The sequence below is a fragment of the Nitrobacter winogradskyi genome, assembly GCF_006539545.1.
In the GTDB taxonomy this organism is placed as follows: Bacteria; Pseudomonadota; Alphaproteobacteria; order Rhizobiales; family Xanthobacteraceae; genus Nitrobacter; species Nitrobacter winogradskyi_A.
Window position 1 is genome coordinate 1 of the sequence record NZ_BJNF01000016.1, and the last position, 25,199, is coordinate 25,199.

Sequence of the window (25,199 nt, forward strand, 5' to 3'; positions counted from 1 at the left end):
CTTCGCTCGAAAACGCTATAGGTTGAAGCGTATTCCCGTGTTGGCGAACTCGCTGACGCATTTTGCGGCCGCATGTGGCTTCCAGGGAAACCGCGACTTCGCAACCTGACCCGAGGGTCGGGGATACGGGCTCATGTTAAGAACACGCGTCAGATCAAAACCCAAGAGCCCCGCTACTGTTTCCGTCAGAAGCGAGGCTCTCTGCTTGCTCGGTTGAGACCAGACCGGCGAACTCCGGAAAGCTCACAGCGGCGTTACTGCTGTGAGCCTGCCGGGCTGCGGCCTGTCTCGGAAGGTGTCACGCTGCGGTAGAGGCCTTCTGCTCCTTTGCCGCCTGTTTGGCAGCGGCGGCGGCAGCTTCATCCTTGCGGATTTCCGACAGCTTCTTCTGAACCTGTTCGGCGAAGATGTATTGCGCGGGACGCTGCGTGCCGAGATCGATCTCGGGCGCCATCGGACCCCTGGTCCGGACCCCGCGCAATGCCACCCACATGGTCTTGAGCGGATTGTTCAAAGCGGCGGTGGCGGCGGTCGGCTCGTATCCGCAGTGCGCCATGCAATTGGCGCACTTTTCATACTTGCCGGTCCCGTAGGAGTCCCAATCGGTGGTCTCCATGAGTTCCTTGAAGGTTTTGGTATAGCCTTCGCCGAGCAGGTAGCAGGGCTTCTGCCAACCGAAAATGTTGCGCGCCGGCATTCCCCATGGCGTGCAATGATATTCCTGATTGCCGGCGAGGAAGTCGAGGAACAGGCTGGAGTGCATGAAACTCCACTTTTTTCCCTTGCCGAGCGCGAAGACATCACGAAACAGCTTTTTGGTCTTGGTGCGGTTCAGGAAGTGCTCCTGATCGGGCGCGCGCTCATAGGCGTAACCCGGCGACATCGAGACGCCGACGCCAAGCTCGGTCGTGAAGTCGAGGAACTTTGCGATCTCTTCGGCCGGATAGTTATCGAAGATGGTGGCGTTGACGTTGACGGTGAAACCCCGTGCCTTCGCCGCCTTGATGGCGGAGACCGCGCGATCGAACACGCCCTCCTGGCATACCGACTTGTCGTGGTGCTCGCGCAGGCCGTCGAGATGGACGGAGAAAAACAGATAGGGCGAGGGCTCGAACAGATCGAGCTTTTTCTCCAGCAGGAGCGCGTTAGTGCAGAGCGAGACGAACTTCTTGCGCGCGACCAGTCCGCGCACGATCTCGCCGATCTCCTTGTGGATCAGCGGTTCGCCGCCCGGAATGGCGACCATCGGCGCCCCGCATTCCTCGGCGGCGTCCCAGCATTCCTGAGCGCTCATGCGACGGTTCAGGATCGCATCGGGGTAGTCGATCTTGCCGCATCCGGCGCAGCCGAGATTGCAGCGGAAGAGGGGCTCCAGCATCAGCACAAGCGGATAGCGCTTGCGGCCCATCAGCTTCTGCTTGATCAGATACCCGCTGATCTTCAGTTCTTTGAAAAACGGTATTGCCATAATCGAGTGTTCTTTCGGGAGTTAACAGCTGAAAATCTGAAGGGGATCAAGCTGAGGTGAGTTCAGAGGGAAGCCGGAATTCAATGTTCTCTTCGCGTCCCGGCAGGACCGAGACAGCGACCGGCCTGATGCGCTTCAAGGCCGCGATGACGTCGTCGACCAGGACTTCCGGAGCCGAAGCGCCCGCCGTAACGCCCACCGCTTTCGCCCCTTCCAGCCACTTAGCGTTGAGTTCGCTGCCGTCCGCGATGAGATAACTGGCGACGCCGACCTCGGTGCCAATTTCCCGCAGCCGGTTTGAATTGGAACTATTGGCTGCGCCGACCACCAGAATGACGTCCACCAGCTTGCTCAGGTCTCTTACCGCGGATTGGCGATTCTGCGTTGCATAGCAGATATCCCGCGTGTCGGGACCTTGAATATCAGTAAAACGCTGCTGGAGGGCGAGGATGATATCCTTGGTGTCGTCGACGCTCAGCGTCGTCTGCGTGATATAGGCCACAGGCGTATCGGCAGGCAGCGTCAGGGCCGCGACGTCGTCGACATTCTGAACAAGCAGGACGGGGCCCGGAACCTGTCCCATGGTTCCCTCGACCTCGGGATGGCCGGCATGGCCGATCAGGATCAGGGTCCGACCCTTGGACGTGTAGCGTTTGCCCTGGTTGTGAACCTTGGTGACGAGCGGGCAGGTGGCGTTGAGCACGGGAAGACCGCGGGCGGCGGCCTCTTCTTCCACGCTTTGCGCCACGCCGTGCGCACTGAATACGGTCACCGCCTCCGGCGGGACCTCCGACAGATCCTCGACGAAAATCGCCCCTTTGTTTTTCAGGCTTTCGACGACGTATTTGTTGTGTACGATCTCGTGGCGGACATACACTGGGGGACCGTACTTCTCCAGCGCGCGTTCGACAGTCTCGATCGCGCGGACAACGCCTGCGCAGAATCCGCGCGGCTGTGCCAGCAGAACTTCAATCGGACGAGGATCAGTCAATTTGCACCTTATGCATTATGCTGTAACTCCATATAGAACCGGGTAGTCTTCTCAAAATCGCGCGCGCCTTCAAGAAATGTCACAGACGTATAATCTGCGAGCCGCCATTTCCGGGTTTCAAAGCTATGACATATATGGCATTTGCGGCAGAACAAAACGCCCCGATGCCGCAGACTCCCAGCCTGCGGCCGATCCCGGAACAAAATCCCCGGTATTATGATATAGGGTTAACCTGCCTGAATGGCCTCACTCATTCGTCACTTGCCGTTCGTGGAGTCGACTATATCAAGGCGCTTGAACCATCGGCAATCTCCCGAACCAAACCCTTCCGCGGGTGTTACGCACCTTATCCATGTCTCTGAAATAGCATAAAAAGTTCATTACAGCGTTTTCCAAGCGAAGCAGGTAACGCTTCGCGTGAAGAAAACGCGTCAAAACAACGATCTGGAGTTTCGCTTCTGATTCAGTCACAAGCGATAAGGCTCAGATCAGGCGGAAAAACCGCTGATGGTGCGTATCCGTATACGGTAGCAGAAAGAAAGAATGTGCTGACAAGTACTGTTGTTTCAATCGTTAAGGCTTGCACGCGATTTGCCTGGGCTACTGCATTGATTGCGACCGTCCTGGCCGCCGGCGCCGTCTTCTATTCCGTGAAGAATTTCGAAATAAATACGGATATCAATAGGTTAATATCACCTGACCTGGATTGGCGGCAGCGCGACATCGCGTTCGAGAAGGCGTTCGATCGGGAAAGGCTGATCCTTGCGGTCGTGGAGGCTCCCACGGCGGAGTTTGCCAGCGCCGCTGGCGCCATGCTGGCCGCGAAACTCGCCGAGAACCATCGCCATTTTGAATCGGTTCAGCTGCTGGGCGGAGGGTCGTTTTTCGAGCGCAACGGCCTGTTGTTCCTCCCCACGGAGGAGGTCAAGCAGCTGACCGGCCAGTTCGGCGAGGCCGCGCCGCTGGTCGAGATCATGGCCGGCGATCCAAGCTTGCGCGGGCTGACCGCCGCTCTCGAAACGGCACTGGTCGGCTTGAAGCGGGGTCAGTTCGAACTCGACAGCACGGCGAGGCCGTTCTCGCGGATCGCCGAGAGCGTCGAGGACGTGCTGACCAAGGGAAGCGCCACCTTCTCCTGGCGTCAGCTTGCGAGCGACAAGCCGCTGCCGGATTCCGATCGCCGCTCGCTGATCCAGATCAAGCCATACCTCGATTTCAACGCGCTGGAGCCGGGCAAGGATGCTACCGATGCGATCCGCAACACCGCCTCCGATCTGGATATTGCCGGCAAGTTCGGGGCGCGCGTCCGGCTGACCGGCCCGGTTCCGATCGCCAACGAGGAATTCGCCACCGTGCAGGAGGGGGCGATCGTCAACGGCGTGGGGACGGTGCTGATCGTGCTGGTGATCCTCTGGCTGGCGTTGCGCTCGCCGAAAATCATCCTCGCGGTGTCCGCAACGCTGTTCATCGGATTGGCGATCACGACGGCGGTCGGCCTTATGATGGTGACATCGCTCACGCTGCTGTCGATCGCCTTTGCCGTGCTGTTTGTCGGCCTCGGCGTTGATTTCGGCATCCAGTACAGCGTCCGCTACCGTTCCGAGCGTTTCAAGTCCGACGATCTGGAAAGGGCGCTGGTGGTGGCGGCGAAGCGTTCCTCGGTCCCGCTATCGCTGGCGGCGCTGGCGACAGCGGCGGGCTTCCTGTCGTTCCTGCCGACGGATTACAAGGGTGTTTCGGAACTCGGCAAGATCGCCGGCGTGGGCATGATGATCGCGTTTTTCGCAAGCATCACCGTTCTTCCGGCCTTGCTGCGCATTCTGAATCCGCCGGGCGAGAAAGAGCCGGTCGGCTACGCGTTTCTGGCTCCGCTCGATCGTTTTCTCGAAGACCATCGCGTGGCGATCGTCGGCGGCACGATTGCGGTCGTCATTCTCGGCGCGCCTGCGCTTTACTTCCTGCGGTTCGATTTCAATCCGATCCACCTCAGGAGTGCAAAGGTCGAGTCGATCGCGACGTATCTGGATTTGCGAAGAGATCCCGATACAGGCGCGAACGCCATCAACGTGATGGTCAAGTCCGAGCAGGAGGCGAGGCAGGTCGAGGCCCGGCTCGCCGAGGTGCCTGAAGTCGCAAGCACACGGTCGCTCGATAGCTTTGTGCCAGATGACCAGCCTGCGAAGCTCAAGCTGATCGCGCGAGGCGCCAAAATTCTTGATCCCGCGCTCAATCCGGATTCGATCGATCCGCCACCCTCGGACAAGGAGAATACCGACGCGCTGAAGGCCACCGCCGATAGCTTGCGGAAGGCGGCCGGTACTCATCAGGGGGCGGGGGCTACGGCCGCGAAACGGCTGGCTGACGATCTGACCCGGTTGGCCGATTCGAACCAGGCCACGCGCGAGAAGGCGCAAGCCGCGTTCGTCGAGCCGCTTAAGATCATGTTCGATCAGCTTCGCAATCTGCTGAAGGCGGAACCTGTCACGCTTGAATCCCTGCCGCCGGATTTCATGAATCTCTGGAAGACCGAGGACGGCATTACCCGCGTCGAAGTGTTGCCGCGCGGGGATCCGGACGACAATGAAACGCTGCGAAAATTTGCCAGCGCCGTGCTTGCCGCCGCGCCCAACGCGATCGGCGGGCCGGTATCGATCCTCAAGTCCGGCGACACCATCGTCAAGGCGTTCATCGAGGCTGGGCTATGGGCTCTGGTCTCCATCAGCATCCTGCTCTGGCTGGCGCTGCGCCGGATTACCGATGTGCTGCTGACGCTGGTGCCGCTGCTGGTGGCTGGAGCCGTCACGCTGGAGATCTGCGTGTTGATCGGACTCCCGCTCAACTTCGCCAACATCGTGGCGCTGCCCTTGCTGCTCGGCGTCGGCGTGGCGTTCAAGATCTATTATGTCACGGCCTGGCGATCCGGCAGAACGAACCTGCTGCAATCAAGCCTGACACGGGCGATCTTCTTCAGCGCTCTGACAACCGCGACCGCTTTCGGGAGCCTGTGGTTGTCGAGTCATCCGGGCACGGCAAGCATGGGTAAGCTGCTGGCGTTGTCGCTTATCACCACACTTGCCGCGGTGCTTCTGTTTCAGCCCGCGTTAATGGGTCGCCCCCGCGATGTCGGGAAGTAGGCAGATGTCGCCGACAGGATCATCCGATGCCGTGCCGGTGGTTGCTGCCTTGTTCTTGGAAGAGGTTTTGTGTGGCTTCGATTGAGCGGTCTTGGCTGTGCCTGTCTTTGAGGCAGTCGCGCCAGGGCCGTTGGACGCACTGCTCGAAATCGGTGGGCCGACGCGGGTCCACGTCTCGCCGCCGCAAAGAAAGCCGAGGACGCAACCTTCGATCTCGAGTTGATCGGGCGATGCAAGCTTGATCGTCGACTCGTATGTCTTGCCGTCCTTTGCGTTGTAGACCTGGCCCTCCCACGCATCCTTGTCGGCCTTCTTTTTCATATCCAGAAGGATCGGCATTCCCAGCGTCGGCCGGCTCCTTTTGGCGGCGTCCGGATTGTTCTGATCGACGCCGCCAGGCTTTTTCTCCCACGCGACCACGCCCCACATCGAGCCGTTACATTCGGCGACGCGAATGTTGGCGACTCCCTCGGCAACGCGCCAGTCACCGGTGGGATCAGCCGCTCCGGCGACACCGGAACTCACCGTCATCACGGTTGCTGCGACAAGGGAAGTCACGGCGGAAGTCCTGCAATAATCTAAAATACGCATGGGATGTCTCGAGCGCTGGAGCATATTTTCAAGCCTGTGCTGAGGATAGAGGATTGGGGATCAGTGACAAAGTCGAATGCCGTATTCACGTTTTTCAGTTGACGAAGCGGCCATCAACCGAACTATGTAGCGAATGCTATATCCAAATCTAGACGTTTCCGAGATGTTTGTGGAGCGGCAGTCGCAACGCAGCGCGATGCACGTCCGCCATCTCAATGAACAGCTTGTCAGGGTTCTGAAGACCATCGGCTATGACGTTGGTTTCCAAAGCGGGCAGGGTCAGTATCTGGTCGATCGCGATGGCGCGCGTTATCTTGATCTACTGAGCGGGTTTGGCGTTTTTGCGATCGGCCGGAACCATCCGGTGTTGCGGCATGCCCTGAAAAGCATCCTCGACAGTGACCTTCCCAATCTCGTGCAGATGGATGTCTCCACGCTGGCCGGCGTTCTGGCCGAGCGGCTGCTCGATCATATTCCTTATCTCGACAAGGTGTTTTTTGCGAATTCCGGAGCGGAAAGCGTCGAGGCCGCCATCAAATTCGCGCGCGTCGCCACCGGGCGGACCGGTATCGTGTATTGCGATCACGGTTACCATGGCCTGACCTACGGTGCGCTCTCGCTGACGGACGACAAGAATTTCCGCGGTGGATTCGACCCCCTGCTGCCGGATTGCAAGGTGATCCCCTTCAACGATCTCGCCGCGCTGGAGCAGGCGCTGTCGTCGCGTCAGATCGCCGCCCTCATCGTCGAGCCGATCCAGGGCAAGGGCGTCAATATGCCCACCGATGAGTTCCTGCCGGGAGCCGCCGCGTTGTGTCGCAAATATGGCACGCTGTTCGTGGCGGATGAAATTCAAACCGGCGTCGGCCGGACCGGACGATTTCTGGCCGTCGAGCACTGGAACGTCGAGCCGGACATGGTGTTGCTGGCCAAGGCGTTGTCCGGCGGTCATGTGCCGATCGGCGTGGTGCTGACCCGCAAGCACATCTTTGATAAAGTATTCAACCGGATGGATCGTGCCGTCGTGCACGGTTCGACATTCGCCAAAAACGATCTCGCGATGGCGGCCGGCATTGCCACGCTTGAAGTGCTGAAAGCCGAGAATCTGATCGAGAACGCGGCGCGGCGCGGCGCGGAGTTGCAACTGGCGCTCAACCGCATGGTCCCCGGCTATGAACTTCTGAAGGAGGTGCGCGGCAAGGGCCTGATGATCGGCGTCGAGTTCGGGCCGCCGAAATCGCTGCGCCTGAGAGCGTCCTGGAATCTGCTGGAAACCGCCAACAAGGGTCTGTTCTGCCAGCTTATCACCGTTCCGTTGTTCAAGGATCACAAGATCCTCACCCAGGTCGCCGGTCACGGCAGCCATACGATCAAGCTGCTGCCGCCGCTCGTCATCAATGATGAAGACTGCAAGTGGATCGAAACCTCGTTTGACAGCGTCATTGCCGCAAGCCATCAGGTTCCAGGTGCGATCTGGTCGCTCGGCAAGACCCTGATGGATAATGCCGTCCGCAAGTCGGCGTGACGCCGTTATCGTCTGCTGAACGGGTGCAATCAAATGCGCCGGGAGATCCTTGCAACCCGGCCCGGAAACTCAAAGATGCCTGTCGTCAACCGCGTTGCCGATCTGCAATCCGATATCGCCGGCTGGCGCAGGGATATCCACGCCCACCCGGAGTTGCTCTACGACGTTCCCCGCACCGCCGCGTTTGTGGCCGACCGCTTGCGGGAGTTCGGCTGTGACGAGATCGTAACCGGTCTAGGCAGGACCGGCGTCGTCGGCGTCATCAAGGGCAGACGCCCGGCCGGCGGGGAGATCAAGGTGATCGGTCTGCGCGCCGACATGGACGCGCTGCCGATCCAGGAGGAAACCAACCTGCCTTACGCCTCGGCGGCGGCCGGCAGGATGCATGCCTGCGGTCATGACGGCCACACCGCGATGTTGCTTGGCGCCGCGCGCTATCTCGCGGAAACGCGGAATTTCGCCGGCGAGGCGATCGTGATCTTTCAGCCGGCGGAAGAGGGCGGTGCGGGAGCCGCGGCGATGATCAAGGACGGGCTGATGGATCGTTTCAGGATCGATCAGGTCTATGGCATGCATAACCTCCCCGGCGTCCCGCTCGGGGCCTTCGCGATCCGGCCGGGGCCGATCATGGCCGCGACCGACAGCGTCGATTTCAGGATCGAGGGTCACGGCGGCCACGCCGCGCGTCCGCATCTGTGTATCGACCCGGTGCTGGCCGGCTCGCAGCTTGTCATGGCCCTGCAATCGATCGTATCGCGCAATGTCGATCCGCTGGAATCGGCTGTGATTTCCATATGCGAGTTCCGCGCCGGCAGTACCCGCAACGTCATCCCCCAGACGGTCGAGTTGCGCGGAACCGTCCGCACCCTGAAAGCCGACGTGCGCGACCAGATGGAGAAGCGGATTCGGGAGGTCGCCGCCGGCGTGGCGCTGACAACCGGCGCCCGCATCGATGTCAAATTCCAGCGCGGTTATCCGGTCACGGTGAATCACCCTGAGCAGACGGAAACCGCGATCAGGATCGCGAAAGAGATTGCTGGCGACGGCAATGTTCACGGGACGCCGCCGATGATGGGCGGGGAGGATTTCGCCTATATGCTGGAAGCCCGGCCCGGCGCTTTCATCTTCATCGGCAATGGCGACAGCGCGGGCCTGCATCATCCCGCCTACAACTTCAACGACGACGCCATCGCATATGGCTCGTCGTACTGGATCAGGCTGGTCGAGACCATGCTGGCGGCATAAGCGGAGGCGTTTAGCCCCGAAGTGAGGGGGTAGATCGTATCTAAATCGCCTGGGGTTGTCCGCCCAAGCTTTGCAGATGGCCTCATATGATGTGAGGCAATAATTGCTTGGCGAAGTTGTAGGCATCGAGGAACGCAGCGAGGTGATCGCAAAGCTGCTGGTGATCCTCATAGGGATAGCGCTGGACAGTCGTCTCCTTGAGGGTGCGGTTCATTCGCTCAACTGGCCATTGGTCCAGGGACATCCGATCGTCGGCGCGATTGCATCAGGACCGAGAAGGATCGTGAACGCTGAGCGTACCAAACCGCAGATGACATCTCTCCGCTGTGATGGCTACGAGGTTTTACCGTCTTTCACCTTCAAGCCGTTGCATATGCGAGGAGCGCCGGCCTATTGCGGCATCTAGACACTATCGGCTTGAGACGGCTCATTTCTCAGAAGCTGGAGAACGAGCCGGCACCTTTCGCGCGTGTAGTCCGCAGCCGTCTTGCCCGCCTTGTCGCGGCGGGAGGGATCGGCGCCGGAAGCGAGGAGAAGCCGGATCAAACGCGTTTCCCCCGTGCTGAAGGCATGGGTCTTCGCGTACATCAAGGGCGTCGTGCCATTCGAGTTTCCGGCGTTGACGTCGGCCCCTTCGCGAATGAGCCGCTCGACTTCGGCAATGTCACCCCGCCAGCAGGCTTCCATCAATGGCGTGCGCGAACTAGTGGACGACACGAGACGCGTGCCGGTCTTTGTAGGTATCGAAAGTCCGCAGCATCTCCGCTTCCGTTTCCAGAGGCATACGCTTCGTAGCAGGAAGTTGGGGAAGATCGAGAATAGAAGGCTTTTGAAGCAGGAGATCGAAATGGGTTAACATCCAGATCTCGTTTTCGTAATGCCTTTGGGCGAGAGTCTGGAGATCGTCCTCGGGAAAGATCGGTGTAGGTAACTGGAAGACGATCTCTCCCGCGTCGGCTTGGTCGTCGATCCGGTGTAGAGTGTTGCCGAGGGGGTTGCCATTGAGGATCGCCCACTTGAACGAGTCCAGCCCCCGGACGGAGGGGATGAGACCCGCGTGCACGTTGAGGATGCGCCCCGAATTGGCGAAGTCGGCCTCTATCAGGTTGGAGCCGCAGACGATGAACCAATCGTAGTCAGTGAGGATGCCGCGCCAATTCGCATAATCCAGCACACGGCCGCCGCTGAAGGCTGCGAGGGAGCGAGGATCGGGACCTTCGAACTGGAAGGGCCTATGCCGAAATGCCACCGACCGCTCCGGTCGGGGCGTGAACGGCATCAGAAGCAGGTCGACACTACGGAACGCTCTGTTATGAAGGCCTATCAGCACTTGGGCGGTTTTCAGGTGTGGCGTATCGTACGAGAGCAGACAGATTTTCATCATCGATATCCGGTCGGTCTGTTGATTTCTGCTGAGATCTGACCCAGGGTTTTCGCCGAGAAATGACCCGCCTTCATGTATGGTTTGGGTTTCAGGTTTTGGTCAAGGTGGTTGCCTTCTCATTCGTTGTTACAATGGTCTGAGCGGAGCTGCGCAGTTCAGTCGCATAATTTTCAATTATGGAACAGATTTTGAATGTTCGCCGAAGAAGCCGTAAAGACTTCTGGCCGCCGTACACGACCCTGGGCGGGATGATCTTCACCCTGCCAGTATTGGCAGGTCGAAATGATGCGGTGCAGCATAGAACGTTGCCTGAAGGATTCCGCGAATCGCCGCACCCAACACCTTCACGAAGGTGTTCAGTCCCCGGAGTGTGGGGGAATCAGCGAAACTGATCCCACATTTCGGGAGGCATTATGGGCCAGTTACTTCACGGCAGCGCCAGCGCGAGGTGGAAACCGATTCTCGGAAAAGATCATGTTCAAATAAAAAGATAAACGACGAGTCTGATTCAACACATTTGAGACAGGCGCTGATAGCGTTTTCGAGTAAAGTGGATGACCTGTTCGCGTCAAGAAAACGCGTCAAAATAACAAACTCAAGTCTCGCTTCTGATTCCATCAGAAGCGGCGATGCTCTGGCGGATCCTTGATCCGTGGTGTCGCTGGTGATGAGGCCCTGTCTTTCACGCCGCCCGGTCGCGTTGCATTTGTGTCGCGGCGATTTTCAGATCGTCGACGAAGCGCTCATATTCGCGGGCTCTGGCGTCCTCGTCCGGCAGCCGCAGCAGATAGGACGGATGCACCGTCACCAGCGCCTTGCGCCCGTCCTTCATGTCGATCAGCCGTCCGCGTGATTTATTAATCGGTGTGATCTTTCCGAACACGCTTTGCGCGGCGGTTGAGCCCATCGCCACCACCAGCGCCGGATTGACCACCGCCAGTTCGCGCTCATACCATGGGCGGCACGCCCTGATTTCCGCCGTGTTCGGCTTCTGGTGCAGCCTGATCTTGCCGCGCGGCACGAACTTGAAGTGCTTCACCGCATTGGTGACGTAAACTTTCGTGCGGTCGATTCCGGCTTCCTTGAGTGCGCGGTCAAGCATCTGTCCCGCCGGGCCGACGAACGGCTTTCCCGCGAGGTCTTCCTTGTCGCCGGGCTGCTCGCCCACCAGCATGACCTGTGCGTGCGCCGGTCCCTCGCCGAACACGGTCTGCGTCGCATCCTTCCAGAGGGGGCAGGCACGGCAGTCGGCGGCCTTTTCGCGGAGGCTTGAGAGGCTGTCATGGGCTGATGGCTGGCGTGCCATCGGCTGCTCCCGCTGCTGCGGCTTCCTGGGCGCGGTGGCCTCGGCCGCGATCATCTCGCTCGAGACGCGGCCTGCGTTCGCGATCAGGGATTTAACCAACGAAGCCTCGGGCAGGTTCGGCCAATATTTCTTCGGCATTTCGGTCTGCATCGCCTTCACCTTGAGGCGGGCCGGATTGAAGATGCTGGCGTAATAGCTGCGCCAGACTTTTTCGAGCCGGTCTTCGGTCGGCGCCTCGTCGCGGCTGACGCCCGGCGTGAACGACAGCCGGTCATCGTTCCAGTGCGCACAGATATCCGGCGTCAGAATCGACCAGTTCATGTCCGCGAAACGCCGCATGAAAAATGGAGCGGCGAGTTCGACGATGTGATGCTCGGGCTCGAACCAAGCGATGAAATGGGTGTCCCGTTCACGGCCGATCTCGCGAAACCGCACGAAGGCGTGCATCTTGTGTTCGTCGCGACGGACCGCCCTGACCATGTCTCTTATTCTGATGACATCCTGGTCGGTGGCGATATCGAGCAGATCGTGATTCATCCGTAGTCGCCACAGCAGGCGATAGAGCAGGGCAAACCGCTGGGGATCGCGATGCAGGATCGACGCCTGCGAGAGTTCGATGAACTGCGCCGGTACATTAAAGGTGCTGACAAGCGGTCCGTCGGGCAGAACCGCGGCGGCGGGTGTGAACAGGTCCGGCTCGTTGCCGGACGTGCGCCAGACTACATCGTGTGGGGCGACATTGTTGAGCGCGAGCGCACGGGCGGCGCGGCGCCAACCGTCGAAATCGGTTTCGCTGTCGAGGATGATGTGGCGGGTCAAAATCCGAACCCTAGTTGCATGGCTTTCGGCTTCAACTGCTTCGCCAGCGTCATGCTCTCCAGCACCTTCGGCGACGGCCGATGATCGGCAAGAACGATGAAGGGCAATGCCTTGTTTCGGGGGACGTGCAGGCGCGAAAGGTCCGCTGCGCGGATCGAGGTGTAACGTCGCGCGGAGAGAATGCGCTCCACGGCTTTGGCTCCAAAACCCGGCACCCGTAACAGCTCCTCCCGGCTGGCGCGGTTGATGTCGAGCGGAAAGCGATCGCGGTGGCGCAGCGCCCAGGCGAGTTTCGGATCGATATCGAGCGGCAGCATCGGGTTCGTGGCATCGACGATCTCGCTGATGTCAAAGCCATAGAAACGCATCAGCCAATCGGCCTGATACAGCCGATGCTCGCGCATGAGAGGCGGAGCGCTCAGGGGCAGGGCGCGGCTTGCATCGGGGATAGGGCTGAAGGCGGAGTAATAGACGCGCTTGAGGCTATAGGAGCCATAGAGGTTGGCGCTTGTACTCAAAATCGTTTGATCCGATGCGGCATCGGCGCCGACGATCATCTGCGTCGTCTGGCCGGCCGGCGCGAAGCGTGGCGCTCTCACGCGCGCTGTGGCGTCGGCCTTCTTTGCCTCCTTCGCTTCATCCAGCTTCAGCCGCAACCGTCCCATGGTGCGGCGGATGGCGCGCACATCCTTCTCGGGCGCGAGCTTCGCGAGGCTGTCCTCCTCCGGCATCTCGATGTTGATGGAGAGGCGATCGGCATATTTGCCGGCCTCCGTGATCAAGTCATCATTCGCCTCGGGAATGGTCTTGAGATGGATATAGCCGCGAAAGCGATGCTCCTCGCGTAGTTTACGCGCGACAGCGACCACCTGCTCCATGGTGTAGTCCGCGCTGCGGATGATGCCGGAAGAGAGAAACAGTCCTTCGATATAATTGCGGCGATAGAAGTCGATGGTCAGCCTGACCACTTCGTCGATGGTGAAGCGGGCGCGCGGCACGTTCGATGACGCACGGTTGACGCAATAGAGGCAGTCGTAGTTGCAGGCGTTGGTCAGCAGCACCTTCAGCAGCGAAATGCAGCGCCCGTCCGGCGCATAGGAATGGCAGATGCCCATGCCGGGAGCGGTCGAGCCGAGACCTTTGCCGTCGCGGCTGTCCCGCAGCTCCGTGCCGCTGGAGGCGCAGGAAGCATCGTATTTGGCGGCGTCAGCCAGGATTTCCAGCTTGCGTTGCAGGTTCATGCTTTCCGATCCTTTGGCATCACAACCAAAAACGAGGTTGGTGATCTCGGGCGAAAGCGTCGCCGGAAAGTCCCGGTTGACTCTTGGCCATGGCCGACATTAACTAGAACATATAGTGAACATTAAAGCTTGTCACGGGTTCTGATGTCACGGACGGATTTTTGATCATGCCTGGAACCGGAAGCAGTGCGGGAAAGCTTGCGCGCCTGCGTGACCGCATCGCGCGGATCGAGACCTGTCATGGCGGTGCAATGTCAGGCAGGGCGGCGCTCGACCACGCGGAGATGGATGCGGTGTTGCAGGGCGGGCTCTCGCGCGGCGCCGTGCACGAGGTGTTCGCGGAAGGACGGCACAGCGCGGCGGCGAGCGGGTTCATCGCGGGTCTTGCGCGGCGGATATGTGCGAGCCGGCCGCTGCTTTGGGTGCGGCAGGATTTTGCCGCATGCGAATCCGGCGCGTTGTCGATGTGCGGATGGCGCGAACTCGGTCTTGATCCGCGTCTTCTGGTGATGGTCCACGTACCCGATGCGGAGAGCGCGCTGCGGACGGTATCCGACGCGCTGGCCTGCGATGCGCTCGGCGCCGTGGTGATGGAGATATGGGGCGAGACGCGTCGGTTCGATCTCGTCGCCAGCCGCAGGCTGACGCTGGCCGCGCGTCATTCCGGCGTCACCGGGTTGCTGCTGCGGGTGGCGGCGACGCCGCTGCCTTCGACGGCGGAGACACGGTGGATCGTGCGCCCGGCGGCAAGCCGGCCGTGCGCGGCCTGGCAGGCATGGGGCGCGCCCGTCTTCGAAACCCGGCTTGTGCGTAATCGTCATGGCCAGACCGGTCAGTGGATCATGGAATGGAAATGTGATGAGTGCCTTTTCCGCGACGTCTCCGGCTTCGGCCCGCAGGCGCATCCTCAGCCTGTGGCTGCCGCGCCTGCCGGCCGACCGCATCCGGCGCGAGTCGTTCCGCTCAGGCGAGCGGGATAATGGCCGGTCCTGCGTCATCGTCGCCAAACAAAATAACGCGCTGGTCATTTCCGCGCTCAATGACGCGGCCGCGCGCCTCGGCCTGACGATTGGCCTGCCGCTGGCCAATGCCCGCGCGATCTGTCCCGACATCGACGTGTTCGATGCTGACGAGACCGCGGACGCGCGGACATTGAACGGCATCGCCGACTGGTGCGACCGCTTCACGCCGCTGGTGGCGCTCGATCCGCCGCACGGCCTGCTGCTGGACATCACCGGCTGCGCGCATCTGTTCGGCGGCGAGGCGGCGCTGATGAACGCGCTGTGCGGCGCGCTGACGCGACAGGGCTTTGCCGTCGGCGCGGCCATCGCCGGCACGCCGGCCTGTGCGCGGGCGCTGACGCGCTATGTTCATGGCCGGATCGTCGCGCCTGGCGAGGAACTGGAGACCGTCGCGCCGCTGCCGGTGTTCACGCTGGGGGCGGATGATGAGATCACGCGCGGGTTGCGCCGCGCCGGTTTGAAAACCATCGGCGATGTCGCCGTACGCGGACGCCATGAGATCTCCGCGCGTTTTGGCGCAGCTTTCACGGCGCTCCTGGAACAGACGCTGGGGCAGCGCGACGCGCCCATCAACCCACGCAGGCCGCCGCCGGATTATATCGTCGAGAAGCGGTTCGCCGAGCCGATCGCCACCGACAGCGCGATCGCGATGACGCTGGCGGGTCTTGCGCGCACGCTGATCGCCGCGATGGAGAAACAGGGAAAGGGCGGGCGGCATCTGGAAGCGGGTTTTTTCCGCACCGACGGCGCGGTGCGCGTCATCACGGTGGAAACCGGCCGTCCCGTCACGCAGGGCGAGATCGTCGATCGCCTGTTTCGTGAGCGGCTGGATGCGCTGGCCGACCCGCTCGATCCTGGTTTTGGCTTCGATCTGGTGCGGCTGTCCGCCGTGCGAACCGAATCCGTCGTGCACGAGCAGCGCGACCTCGATGCGCGCGTTCAGGACAATGACGAAGTGGCGGCGCTGATAGACCGCATTGCCGCGCGCATCGGCAGCCATCGCGTCGTCGTTCACCTGCCGCAGGATACTCATATTCCCGAACGCGGAGCGCTCTCATTGCCGGCGCAACAGCATCTCGTGGCGGCCATGCGCGCCGAGTGGCCCGCACGCATCGGAAGCGAGCCGCCGTTGCGGCCGTTGCGGATGTTTGCGCGGCCGGAACCGATAGAGGTGACGGCGATGTTTCCAGATGGCCCGCCGGCGCAGTTCAAATGGCGCCATCGTCAGTGTCTCATGGCACACGTCGAAGGGCCCGAACGCATCGCCATGGAATGGTGGAATCGCTGCGAGCAGGCCTTGTCGTCCGAACCCGACGATGAATTCATGCGCCTGCATCCGCCGCAAGGCGAGGTTGCAGTCGCGCGCGCCGATGGCAGTGCGCTGACGCGTGATTATTTTCGTGCCGAGGATAAGGGAGGCGTACGTTATTGGCTTTATCGCGAAGGAATTTACGGGCGTGAAGTTCAAACGTTCCGCTGGTTTTTGCATGGGATGTTCGCATGAGGCCGCCGCGCGATACTCCATCCTATGCCGAAATCGGCATCGCCACTAACTTCTCGTTCCTTCATGGCGCGTCGCATCCGCAGGAGTATGTGCATCGAGCCAGCGAGCTTCGGTTGCCTGTCATAGGCATTGCCGACCGCAACACGCTGGCGGGCGTGGTGCGCGCCTACACGGAGCTGAGAAATCCCGAAGTTCGTTGTAAACCGCGGCTGCTGATCGGATCGCGCCTCGTCTTCATTGATGGTGCGCCTGACATTCTCATCTATCCTCGGGACCGGAATGCCTACGGCCGGCTCTGTCAGTTGCTGACCCGCGGCAAGCTGGCCGCAGCGAAGGGCGAATGCCGTCTGAAGCTGGATGATCTTTTGGATTTTTCCGAAGGGCAGTTGCTTGTGCTGGCCTTGCCGCATCGCCTTGAAGCGACGAGAGTCATGGAAGTGCTGAACCGGTTGAGGCAGTCGCGCGCGGACGGCGTCTGGCTCGCGGCAAGCCTGCTCTATCGCGGCGACGATCGCCGCCGCCTGTTGCGATTGCAAAGGATCGCGGCCACCGTCCGTGTCCCGCTGCTTGCGACCAACGAAGTGCTGTATCATCATCCCGCACGCCGTCCGTTGCAGGATGTTCTCACCTGCATTCGCGAAAAGACCACGGTCGATGTCATCGGCCGAAGGCTTCAACTCAACGCCGAGCGCCATCTGAAAACGGCGTGCGAGATGGAGAAGCTGTTTCGTGATCTGCCGGAAGCGATTTCCGAGACGGTCAGGTTCGCATCGCGCATCGATTTCACTCTCGATCAACTTAGATATCAGTATCCGGACGAGCCTGTGCCGCCGGGCAAAAGCGCGCAACGGCACCTTGAGGATCTGACGTGGGCGGGTGCTCACAAGTATTTTCAGGTGCGCATTCCGCCCAGGACCAGGAAAGTCCTGCACAAGGAATTGCGTTTGATCCGGCGGCTCAAATACGCGCATTACTTTCTCACCGTGCACGACATCGTGCGGTGGGCGCGAGATCAGGACATTCTGTGCCAGGGCCGTGGATCGGCTGCGAATTCGGCGGTGTGCTACGTGCTCGGCATCACCTCCGTCGACCCCACCAAGGTCGACCTGCTGTTCGAGCGCTTTATCTCCAGGGAGCGGCTGGAGCCGCCCGATATCGACGTCGATTTCGAGCATTCGCGCCGCGAGGAGGTGATGCAATATGTCTATCGTCGCTATGGCCGTCATCGCGCCGCGATTATCGCCACCGTCATTCATTATCGGCCGCGCAGCGCCATCCGTGATGTCGGCAAGGCGTTGGGCCTGACCGAGGATGTCACGGCGGCGCTTGCCGACACGGTGTGGGGAAGCTGGGGCGATGAGGTCAGCGACGCGCAGATCAGGCAGGCGGGATTTGATCCGCAGAACCCGATGGTGCGCCGCGCCGTCGCGCTCGCCGCCGAGCTGATCGGGTTTCCGCGCCATCTGTCGCAGCATGTCGGCGGCTACGTGCTGACCCAGGACCGGCTCGACACCTATGTGCCGATCGGAAACGCCGCGATGGACGACCGCACCTTCATCGAGTGGGACAAGGACGATGTCGATGCGCTCCGGATGATGAAGGTCGATGTGCTGGCGCTGGGAATGCTGACCTGCATTCGCAAATGTTTTGATCTGATAGCGGAGCACAAGGGAGAGCGGTGGGAGCTTGCGACGATTACGCAGGACGAAAAGCCGGTCTACGACATGCTGTGCCGCGGCGAGTCCCTCGGCGTGTTCCAGGTCGAAAGCCGCGCGCAGATGAACATGCTGCCGCGCTTGAGACCACGCACGTTCTACGATCTCGTCATCGAGGTCGCCATCGTTCGCCCCGGTCCGATCCAGGGCGACATGGTGCATCCTTATCTGAAGCGGCGGGCCATGGATCCGGAGAAGATCGACTATCCCTATCCGAAGAACGGCGACAGAAACGAATTGCGCAACGTGCTGCACAAGACGCTCGGCGTGCCGCTGTTTCAGGAGCAGGCCATGCGCATCGCCATCGAGGCCGCGAAATTCACCTCCGAGGAGGCCAACGGCCTGCGTCGCGCCATGGCGACGTTCCGTCATGTCGGCACCATCGGAAGATTCGAAGCCAAGATGGTCGGCAGCATGATCGCGCGCGGTTACGATCCGATATTCGCGAAAAACTGTTTCGAGCAGATCAAGGGATTCGGATCCTATGGTTTTCCCGAAAGCCACGCGGCGAGTTTTGCGCAGCTTGTCTATGTGTCCGCATGGCTGAAGTGTTTCCATCCGGATGCGTTCTGCTGCGGTCTTTTGAATTCGCAGCCGATGGGCTTTTACGCGCCGGCGCAGATCGTCGGCGATGCCCGCAAGAACGGCGTCGAGGTGCGGCCGATCGATGTCTCGTTCAGCCATTCGCAGAACACGCTGGAGGAACGCCCAGGCAGATATTGCGTCGTGCGTCTCGGCTTCCGCCAGATCGACGGATTCAAGTGGGTTGATAAGGATGAGGAGCGGGGCAGGCAGCAGCCGGCCGATGATGCATCATTCTTTCTCCCTTCGCGGGGCGGCGTTGGAGAGGAGAGGCATCTCAAGGAGCGTGCCTGCGGCTTAACTCCCTCCCTGGCCCTCGGAGGGAACAAGCTCCCTCTCCCCGCGTGCGGGGAGAGGGGTGGGGTGAGGGGCGGGTTTCACATCGACTCTTCACCCGATCGCTTCGCGATCGACCTCTCCCCGCAAGCGGGGCGAGGTAAGGAAGAGGACGACTGGGGCGAGCGGATCGTGGCCGCACGTCAACACAGGCCCTTCGCTTCCATTGAGGACTTTGCCCGCGCCACGAAACTGCCGAAGCGTGCGCTGATCCTGCTGGCCGATGCCGACGCCTTTCGCTCGCTCGGGCTCGACCGCCGCGCGGCGCTATGGGCGGTGCGCCGCCTGCCGGATGACGTGCCGCTGCCATTGTTCGAAAGCGCCATCGCGCGCGAGTTGCCTGACGAACATGCCGCGCCTCTGCCTCCGATGCCGCTATCCGAGCAGGTGGTTGCCGATTATCAAACCGTGCGGTTGTCGCTGAAGGGCCATCCGATGGAATTTTTGCGCGGGACATTATCAAACGAGGGCGTGACGAGTTGCGCCGAGGTTTGCCATGCCAATAGCAGGCGGCGCGTCAGATGCGCGGGCGTGGTGCTGGTGCGGCAGCGGCCGGGCAGCGCCAACGGCGTCGTCTTCATGACGCTGGAGGACGAGACCGGAATTGCCAATATCGTGGTGTGGCCGAAGATCATGGAGCGTTACCGCAAGGAGGTGATGGGCGCGCGGCTGATCGAGGTGGAGGGCCTCATCCAGAGCAGCCCGGAGCAGGTCGTGCACCTTGTCGCAAGCAAGCTGACCGATCGCTCAACCGAGCTGATGCATCTGGCGAACGACGCGCTGGTTTCCCGTCACCCGCTGCCGCAACCCGCCGCACCGGCCGAACCGTTCAGTGACGATCGACGTGATCAGCCCGCCCATTCGGCGCAACGCGTCCGTCACCCCCGCGATGTGCGCATCCTGCCGCGCTCGCGGGATTTTCATTGAAAAAGCCGTCTCTCTGTCGCAAGAGCGCATTGTACCGATTCATATTTCTTTCTTGCGGCGGATTGAGCGACCCTCGTTCAGACGCCAGTTACGGAGAACCAGCATGAGCGACGCGGAGCAGGGCAAATCCATCGGAGCGGCGGATCTGCAGGCCGCCGCCGCCCGGCTCGCCGGACGCGTCGTTCGCACGCCGCTGGTTCATTCGCGCACGCTATCGGAAATCACCGGGGCCGAGGTCTGGCTCAAGCTGGAAAATCAGCAGTTCGTCGCCTCTTTCAAGGAGCGCGGCGCCGCCAACAAGCTGCTCACGCTGTCACCAGACGAGGCGAAGCGCGGCGTCATTGCCATGTCCGCCGGCAACCACGCCCAGGGCGTCGCCTATCACGCTCACAATCTCGGAATCGCCGCCACGATCGTGATGCCGAAATCAACGCCTTTCGTGAAGGTGTCGCGAACCAGGAAGCTCGGCGCGCGGGTGCGGCTCGAGGGCGAGATCCTGGCGGAATCCGCCGCCTTTGCCCGGCAACTGGCCGCCGATGAGAATCTTGTCTTTGTTCACCCTTACAATGATCCGGCGGTCATCGCCGGGCAGGGCACGGTGGCGCTTGAGATGCTGGAGGATCAGCCGGCGCTCGACTGTATTCTCACGCCGGTTGGCGGCGGCGGACTCGTCGCGGGTTGCGCGATCGCGGCAGCGGATCATACGTCGAAGGTCGAGGTCATCGGCGTCGAGGTGGAATCCTACGCCGCCGTGGTGCAGCATCTTGCCGGGCGTCCGGTCTCGGTCGGCGGTGCGACCATCGCCGAAGGCATCGCGGTGCGCGATGTCGGCGCGCTGCCGCTGGCGATCCTGCGCGAGCACGGCATCGAGGTGGTGACGGTGGCGGAGCGCATGATCGAGAAGGCTGTCATCCAGATGCTGGAAATCGAGAAGACCGTGACGGAAGGCGCGGGCGCGACTGCGCTCGCCGCGCTGATGAGCGATCCCGGACGGTTCGTCGGGCGCAAGGTCGGCTTGATCGTCTCCGGCGGCAACATCGATACGCGGACGCTCGCCAATGTGCTGATGCGAGGGCTGGTGCGCGACGGCCGGCTGATCGATCTCGTGGTGGAGATTTCCGACAAGCCGGGCGCGCTGGCTGAACTCGCATGCATCATCGCCGAGCTCCGCGGCAACATCGTCGAGGTGCAGCATCAGCGTCTGTTCAGCGCGCTGTCCGCCAACATGACCGAGGTCGAGCTGGTGATCGAGGCGCAGGACACGGCGCACGGCAGCGCCATCGTCGCCGGGCTGGAAGCCAAGGGCGTGAGAGCGCGCCGCCGTGACCGGCTGGTGCTATCGAGGGATTGAGAGCGTAACCACATTGGATGGTTGCGGGCCGTTACCGGAACATGGAAGCATGAAGGCGTATCCAGAGCCTTCTCGCTTCTGATAGAATCAGAAGCGAGGCTCTATAACCTTGATTTAACGCGTTTTCTTCACGCGAACCGGTATCCACTTCGCTCGAAAACGCTATAACATGACGGATGTGCGGACAATGACCTGATGCCCAGGATTTACACCGATCCCGCCGCGATCGTCGATGACATCATCCGCGAGACCGGTCCCCACCTGATGGTGGGACTGCCGCTTGGGCTCGGCAAGGCCAATCACATCGTCAATGCGCTGTATCGCCGGGCGGTGGCCGATAGCGGTCTCGACCTTACGTTCTTCTCGGCGCTGACGCTGGAGAAGCCGCGCCCGTCGAACGAGCTGGAGCGGAGGTTCATGTCGCCGGTGATCGACAGGCTGTTCGGCGATTGGCCGGATCTCGACTACGCTTCCGCATTGCATAAGGGTGAACTGCCGCCGAACATCAAGGTCATCGAATTTTTCTTCCTGGCCGGAAAGTGGCTGCGCAACGCCTATGCCCAGCAACACTACGTCGCCGCCAATTATACTCACGCCGCGTCCTATATCCTCGACCACGGCCTCAACGTCATCACGCAACTGGTGGCGAAGCGCGTCGTCGACGGCGAGACGCGCTACAGCCTGAGTGGCAACACCGATACCACGCTCGATCTCCTGCGTGCCCGCGCCGCCGGCCGTGCGTCGTTCAAGCTGGTGGGGCAGGTCAATTCGCAATTGCCGTTCATGCCGGGGGCGGGCGATTTGCCGGCCAGCGAGTTCAGCGCCGTCCTTGACAGTCCCGCCACCGACTTCCCGTTATTCGCGCCGCCGTCAGAGCCGGTATCCGACACCAAATATGCCATCGGCCTGCACACGGCCGGATTGATCAGGGATGGCGGCAGCCTGCAGATCGGCATTGGCCAGACCAGCGACGCGCTGGCGCAAAGCCTGATCCTTCGTCACCGCGACAACGCGCGCTTTCGTGAGATCGCTACGCGGCTTGCCCCGGACAGGACCATGGCGGAGACCGCGCCGTTCGCGACCGGCCTTTATGGCGTCAGCGAAATGGTGTTCGAGGCGTTTCTCGGGCTGATCAAGGCGGGCGTGTTGAAGCGCGAGGTCGGCGGCGCGGTGCTGCACGGCGCGTTCTTCCTCGGGTCGCAATCGTTCTACCGCGCCTTGCGCGAGATGGCGCCGGACGAACTATCCCGCATTCAGATGACGGCGGTGTCTTTCACCAATGAACTTTATGGCGATGAGGCCGACAAGCGCCACGCCCGCGTTGATGCTCGTTTCGTCAACAATACGATGATGGCGACCCTGATGGGGGCTGCGGTTTCCGACGGTCTCGAGAACGGTCAGGTGGTGAGTGGAGTCGGAGGTCAGTACAATTTCGTGGCGCAGGCCTTCGCGCTTGAAGGCGCTCGCTCGATCCTCACGCTGGAGTCGACCAGGCGGGACAAAGGCGGCGTGGTGTCGAACATCCGCTGGGCCTACGGTCATGCCACTATTCCGCGTCACTTGCGCGATATCGTCGTCACCGAATACGGGGTGGCGGACCTGCGCGGAAAATCCGATGCCGGCGTGATCGCGGCGATGCTCAACGTGGCGGATTCGCGTTTTCAGGCCGAACTGATGCGTCAGGCCAAGGACGCCGGCAAGTTACCGAAAAGCCATGAGATACCGGCCGCTCATCGCGAGAATTTCGCCGATCGGATCAAGGCCGCGTTGAGACCTGCGCACGCGGCCGGGCTGCTGCCGCGGTTTCCCTTCGGCAGCGACTTCACCGAGGTCGAGCAGCGGCTGATCCCTGCGCTTGAAACCTTGCGCGACGCATCGCGCTCGCCGCTTTCGATCATGGGTTTGCTGATGAAGGGATTGCGTCCCGGCGATGCGTCGTTTCAGCCCGCGCTCGCCCGCATGGGACTCGATCATCCGACGACGTTTTCAGACAGGCTCTACCGTGCGCTGCTCAATGGCGCGCTGAAGGAGAGCAGGACGTAAAACACAGCGCCGCGGTCGCCTCGCGCCGAGCGGTAACGATAGGTCATCGGTTCCTGTTGTTCGGCTTGCGCTTCTCGATGAACGCCGCCATGCCTTCGGCGCGATCTTCCAGCGCGAAGGTCGAACGAAACAGATCGCGCTCGACGTTCATGCCTTCCGACAGCGTGGTTTCGAAGGCGCGGTTCACGGCGTTCTTCGCCATCGCCGCGGCAGGGCGCGACATCGAGGCGATCTTTTTCGCGGCAGCCATCGCCTCGTCCATCAGCTTGTCGACGGGGACGACGCGACTGACGAGGCCCGAGCGCTCCGCTTCGGCAGCATCCATCATCCGCCCGGTGAGGCAGAGGTCCATCGCCTTGGCCTTGCCGATGGCGCGGGTCAGGCGCTGCGTGCCGCCGATGCCGGGAATGGTGCCGAGCGTGATTTCGGGTTGGCCGAATGTCGCGGTGTCGGAGGCGATGATGATGTCGCACATCATGGCCAGTTCGCAGCCGCCGCCGAGCGCGTAGCCGCTGACCGCCGCGATCGTCGGCTTGCGGCAGGTGGCGATACGGTCGCCGCCGATGGCCTTGAAGTCCTCGTTGAGCATATCGATGAAGCTTTTCGGTTGCATCTCCTTGATGTCGGCTCCGGCGGCGAACGCCTTCTCGTTGCCGGTGAGCAGGATGCATCCGATTTCGTCATCGGCCTCAAACTCATCGACGGCGGCGGCGATCTCGCGAAGCACCGCGAAAGATAGTGCGTTGAGCATTTTCGGGCGGTTCAATCGGATGACGCCGACCTGGTCCTTGCTCTCGACGATGATGTGCTCGAACGTGCGCATGGTCGGTCCCGCTTTGTAGTAGAGCCTTTCCGCTTCTGATGGAATTAGAAGCGGGCTCTGTTATTTTGATCTGACACGTTTTCTTTACGCGAACCGGATTCCATCCTTAGGGCTCAAGCCTGAGGACATGCTTCGCTTGAAAACGCTCTGGCCGGTCGTGAGGAGCACGCGGCGATCGACGACAATGTGCCCGCGGTCCACTCGCGCCGCAAGGCCACGTGGACCGTTCCCGCGGGAAGCGGTTGAAACCTTTTCGCTTCTGGCGTCAACAGAAGCGGGACGCCCGGATTTCGATTTGACGCGTTTTCTTCACGCGATCAGCGGCCGTGTGCAGGGTATCAGGCCATGAACATCCGGGCGGCGGAGCCGATCATCAGCAGGCCGCCGAAGGCGATGAAGATCTTGCCGATCAAGGAGGTCTGGTTCCAGGTTGAGCTGTCGTTCGCTGCCGTCTGACCGGTATCGGCGTTATGAGCGGGCGGTGTGACGTCAACCGAGGCCAATGCCAGGCTCGGTGCAACCTGATGGTTCTCGGCCACCGTGCGGTCGATTTCATTGATCTCATCGGAGGAAACAATATCAACGCGAGCCGCAGGGGAGGAGGTATTGTCGGCAGGCGGCGCGCCATCTTCCTGATTGACGGCCAGCATCTCGCCGGCGCTGTTGGCAAGCGCGCTTGCCTCGGTCTTTGGGGAATCGTTTCGTGACAACTCTTCGGCGCCAGCGGGCATCTCGACGCTGGCGTTTGCGTTGGCGATCGTCGGCGGCAGCGGTATGGGCTTGTTGCTGTCCGGGGCTGCGGAGGAGGTTGTTTCCTGCGCTTTCGCACTGGTTTTGGGATCGGATTTGACCGATTTTCGCGTGCGTGCGGCGTGCCGCTTGTGCGTGCGATGCTTTGAGAATTTACCGAGCTTGACCGGTGCCCCCACTTGTTCCGCCTGAGGGGCGGCGGCCAGGCCGGCCGGTTCCGCCGCGCTGTCGGTCGTACCCATTGGCCCCGCGAATCCCAGTAGAAGCCCTGCTGCGATGATCAACGCCGAGCGCCCGCTGGCTCCGATGCTCATGACGATCTCCCCGTTTGTCGGTCCCTGATCGGCAACAGAGACGGCGGGAGTGGCCAGACCGGGGCAGAAAAAGGGAATTTTTCGACCATAACGGCGAAACTGCGGTCATCCGTCAAAATGACGCGATG

At 61.4% G+C, this 25,199-nt stretch carries 17 protein-coding genes and 1 pseudogene; 8 read left to right on the forward strand and 10 right to left on the reverse strand.

All coding sequences use genetic code 11. The annotated features are described in order from the left end of the window. Window positions 1-298: 298 nt before the first annotated feature. Entirely contained in the window at window positions 299-1,468 is a 1,170-nt protein-coding gene (hpnH, locus tag NWI01_RS02975) for an adenosyl-hopene transferase HpnH (RefSeq protein WP_141382463.1), read from the reverse strand. A gap of 46 nt (window positions 1,469-1,514) precedes the next feature. Continuing rightward, on the reverse strand, window positions 1,515-2,441 hold the full coding sequence (gene ispH / locus NWI01_RS02980; RefSeq protein ID WP_141382586.1) for a 4-hydroxy-3-methylbut-2-enyl diphosphate reductase: 927 nt from the start codon (window positions 2,439-2,441) through the stop codon (window positions 1,515-1,517). Between the two features lie 563 nt (window positions 2,442-3,004). Here ispH and hpnN point away from each other — a divergent pair. Then, the gene (gene hpnN, locus NWI01_RS02985; RefSeq protein WP_141382464.1) at window positions 3,005-5,593 is read left to right on the forward strand and encodes a hopanoid transporter HpnN; all 2,589 of its coding nucleotides are present in this window, start codon (window positions 3,005-3,007) and stop codon (window positions 5,591-5,593) included. Here hpnN and NWI01_RS02990 read toward each other — a convergent pair. Further along, complete coding sequence (locus NWI01_RS02990) at window positions 5,561-6,124, reverse strand: DUF2147 domain-containing protein (protein ID WP_244613626.1); 564 nt, start codon at window positions 6,122-6,124, stop codon at window positions 5,561-5,563. The genes hpnN and NWI01_RS02990 overlap by 33 nt on opposite strands. Window positions 6,125-6,317: 193 nt before the next feature. On the opposite strand from NWI01_RS02990, the gene hpnO reads away from it, so the two are divergent. Next, window positions 6,318-7,709 (forward strand): aminobacteriohopanetriol synthase HpnO, encoded by a 1,392-nt coding sequence (hpnO, locus tag NWI01_RS02995; protein WP_141382466.1) that lies wholly within the window; start codon window positions 6,318-6,320, stop codon window positions 7,707-7,709. A 75-nt stretch (window positions 7,710-7,784) separates the two neighbouring features. Beyond that, window positions 7,785-8,954, forward strand: coding sequence for a M20 aminoacylase family protein (locus tag NWI01_RS03000; RefSeq protein WP_141382467.1), 1,170 nt, complete (start codon window positions 7,785-7,787; stop codon window positions 8,952-8,954). A 42-nt stretch (window positions 8,955-8,996) separates the two neighbouring features. On the opposite strand, the pseudogene NWI01_RS19510 reads toward NWI01_RS03000, so the two are convergent. The 5 genes and pseudogenes from NWI01_RS19510 to NWI01_RS03025 all read right to left on the reverse strand — a co-directional run. Continuing rightward, window positions 8,997-9,194: pseudogene (locus tag NWI01_RS19510) on the reverse strand (integrase core domain-containing protein); the annotation flags it as partial. A 162-nt stretch (window positions 9,195-9,356) separates the two neighbouring features. Continuing rightward, window positions 9,357-9,671, reverse strand: a complete 315-nt coding sequence (locus NWI01_RS03010) for an ankyrin repeat domain-containing protein (RefSeq protein WP_141382468.1) — start codon at window positions 9,669-9,671, stop codon at window positions 9,357-9,359. Beyond that, window positions 9,658-10,338, reverse strand: coding sequence for a formyltransferase family protein (locus tag NWI01_RS03015; RefSeq protein WP_141382469.1), 681 nt, complete (start codon window positions 10,336-10,338; stop codon window positions 9,658-9,660). The genes NWI01_RS03010 and NWI01_RS03015 overlap by 14 nt, the downstream gene beginning before the upstream one ends. 682 nt (window positions 10,339-11,020) lie before the next feature. Then, window positions 11,021-12,463, reverse strand: coding sequence for a UdgX family uracil-DNA binding protein (locus NWI01_RS03020; RefSeq protein ID WP_141382470.1), 1,443 nt, complete (start codon window positions 12,461-12,463; stop codon window positions 11,021-11,023). Continuing rightward, complete coding sequence (locus tag NWI01_RS03025) at window positions 12,460-13,704, reverse strand: putative DNA modification/repair radical SAM protein (protein ID WP_141382471.1); 1,245 nt, start codon at window positions 13,702-13,704, stop codon at window positions 12,460-12,462. The genes NWI01_RS03020 and NWI01_RS03025 overlap by 4 nt, the downstream gene beginning before the upstream one ends. A 167-nt stretch (window positions 13,705-13,871) precedes the next feature. On the opposite strand from NWI01_RS03025, the gene NWI01_RS03030 reads away from it, so the two are divergent. The 5 genes from NWI01_RS03030 (at window position 13,872) to NWI01_RS03050 (ending at window position 23,184) form a co-directional block, all read left to right on the forward strand. Next, entirely contained in the window at window positions 13,872-14,684 is an 813-nt protein-coding gene (locus NWI01_RS03030) for an ImuA family protein (protein ID WP_244613622.1), read from the forward strand. A 16-nt stretch (window positions 14,685-14,700) separates the two neighbouring features. Then, window positions 14,701-16,230 (forward strand): Y-family DNA polymerase, encoded by a 1,530-nt coding sequence (locus NWI01_RS03035; protein ID WP_283809237.1) that lies wholly within the window; start codon window positions 14,701-14,703, stop codon window positions 16,228-16,230. Further along, the gene (locus NWI01_RS03040) at window positions 16,227-19,790 is read left to right on the forward strand and encodes an error-prone DNA polymerase (RefSeq protein WP_141382473.1); all 3,564 of its coding nucleotides are present in this window, start codon (window positions 16,227-16,229) and stop codon (window positions 19,788-19,790) included. Before NWI01_RS03035 ends, NWI01_RS03040 begins: the two co-directional genes overlap by 4 nt. 103 nt (window positions 19,791-19,893) lie before the next feature. Further along, complete coding sequence (locus tag NWI01_RS03045; RefSeq protein WP_141382474.1) at window positions 19,894-21,141, forward strand: threonine ammonia-lyase; 1,248 nt, start codon at window positions 19,894-19,896, stop codon at window positions 21,139-21,141. Window positions 21,142-21,336: 195 nt separating this feature from the next. After that, on the forward strand, window positions 21,337-23,184 hold the full coding sequence (locus NWI01_RS03050; RefSeq protein ID WP_141382475.1) for an acetyl-CoA hydrolase/transferase C-terminal domain-containing protein: 1,848 nt from the start codon (window positions 21,337-21,339) through the stop codon (window positions 23,182-23,184). A 43-nt stretch (window positions 23,185-23,227) separates the two neighbouring features. On the opposite strand, the gene NWI01_RS03055 is transcribed toward NWI01_RS03050, so the two are convergent. Together NWI01_RS03055 and NWI01_RS03060 are read right to left on the reverse strand one after the other, a co-directional pair. Beyond that, a complete protein-coding gene (locus NWI01_RS03055; protein ID WP_141382476.1) occupies window positions 23,228-24,007 on the reverse strand; it encodes an enoyl-CoA hydratase in 780 nt (259 codons plus the stop codon). Window positions 24,008-24,345: 338 nt separating this feature from the next. Continuing rightward, window positions 24,346-25,041, reverse strand: coding sequence for a hypothetical protein (locus NWI01_RS03060; RefSeq protein ID WP_244613623.1), 696 nt, complete (start codon window positions 25,039-25,041; stop codon window positions 24,346-24,348). Window positions 25,042-25,199: the final 158 nt, after the last annotated feature.

Coding starts and splice junctions, on each gene's coding strand:
- hpnH (WP_141382463.1), bottom strand. CDS start 1,468: ATGGCAATACCGTTTTTCAAAGAACTGAAGATCAGCGGGTATCTGATC.
- NWI01_RS02990 (WP_244613626.1), bottom strand. CDS start 6,124: ATGACGGTGAGTTCCGGTGTCGCCGGAGCGGCTGATCCCACCGGTGAC.
- hpnO (WP_141382466.1), top strand. CDS start 6,318: ATGCTATATCCAAATCTAGACGTTTCCGAGATGTTTGTGGAGCGGCAG.
- NWI01_RS03000 (WP_141382467.1), top strand. CDS start 7,785: ATGCCTGTCGTCAACCGCGTTGCCGATCTGCAATCCGATATCGCCGGC.
- NWI01_RS03015 (WP_141382469.1), bottom strand. CDS start 10,338: ATGATGAAAATCTGTCTGCTCTCGTACGATACGCCACACCTGAAAACC.
- NWI01_RS03025 (WP_141382471.1), bottom strand. CDS start 13,704: ATGAACCTGCAACGCAAGCTGGAAATCCTGGCTGACGCCGCCAAATAC.
- NWI01_RS03030 (WP_244613622.1), top strand. CDS start 13,872: ATGCCTGGAACCGGAAGCAGTGCGGGAAAGCTTGCGCGCCTGCGTGAC.
- NWI01_RS03040 (WP_141382473.1), top strand. CDS start 16,227: ATGAGGCCGCCGCGCGATACTCCATCCTATGCCGAAATCGGCATCGCC.
- NWI01_RS03045 (WP_141382474.1), top strand. CDS start 19,894: ATGAGCGACGCGGAGCAGGGCAAATCCATCGGAGCGGCGGATCTGCAG.
- NWI01_RS03050 (WP_141382475.1), top strand. CDS start 21,337: ATGCCCAGGATTTACACCGATCCCGCCGCGATCGTCGATGACATCATC.
- NWI01_RS03055 (WP_141382476.1), bottom strand. CDS start 24,007: ATGCGCACGTTCGAGCACATCATCGTCGAGAGCAAGGACCAGGTCGGC.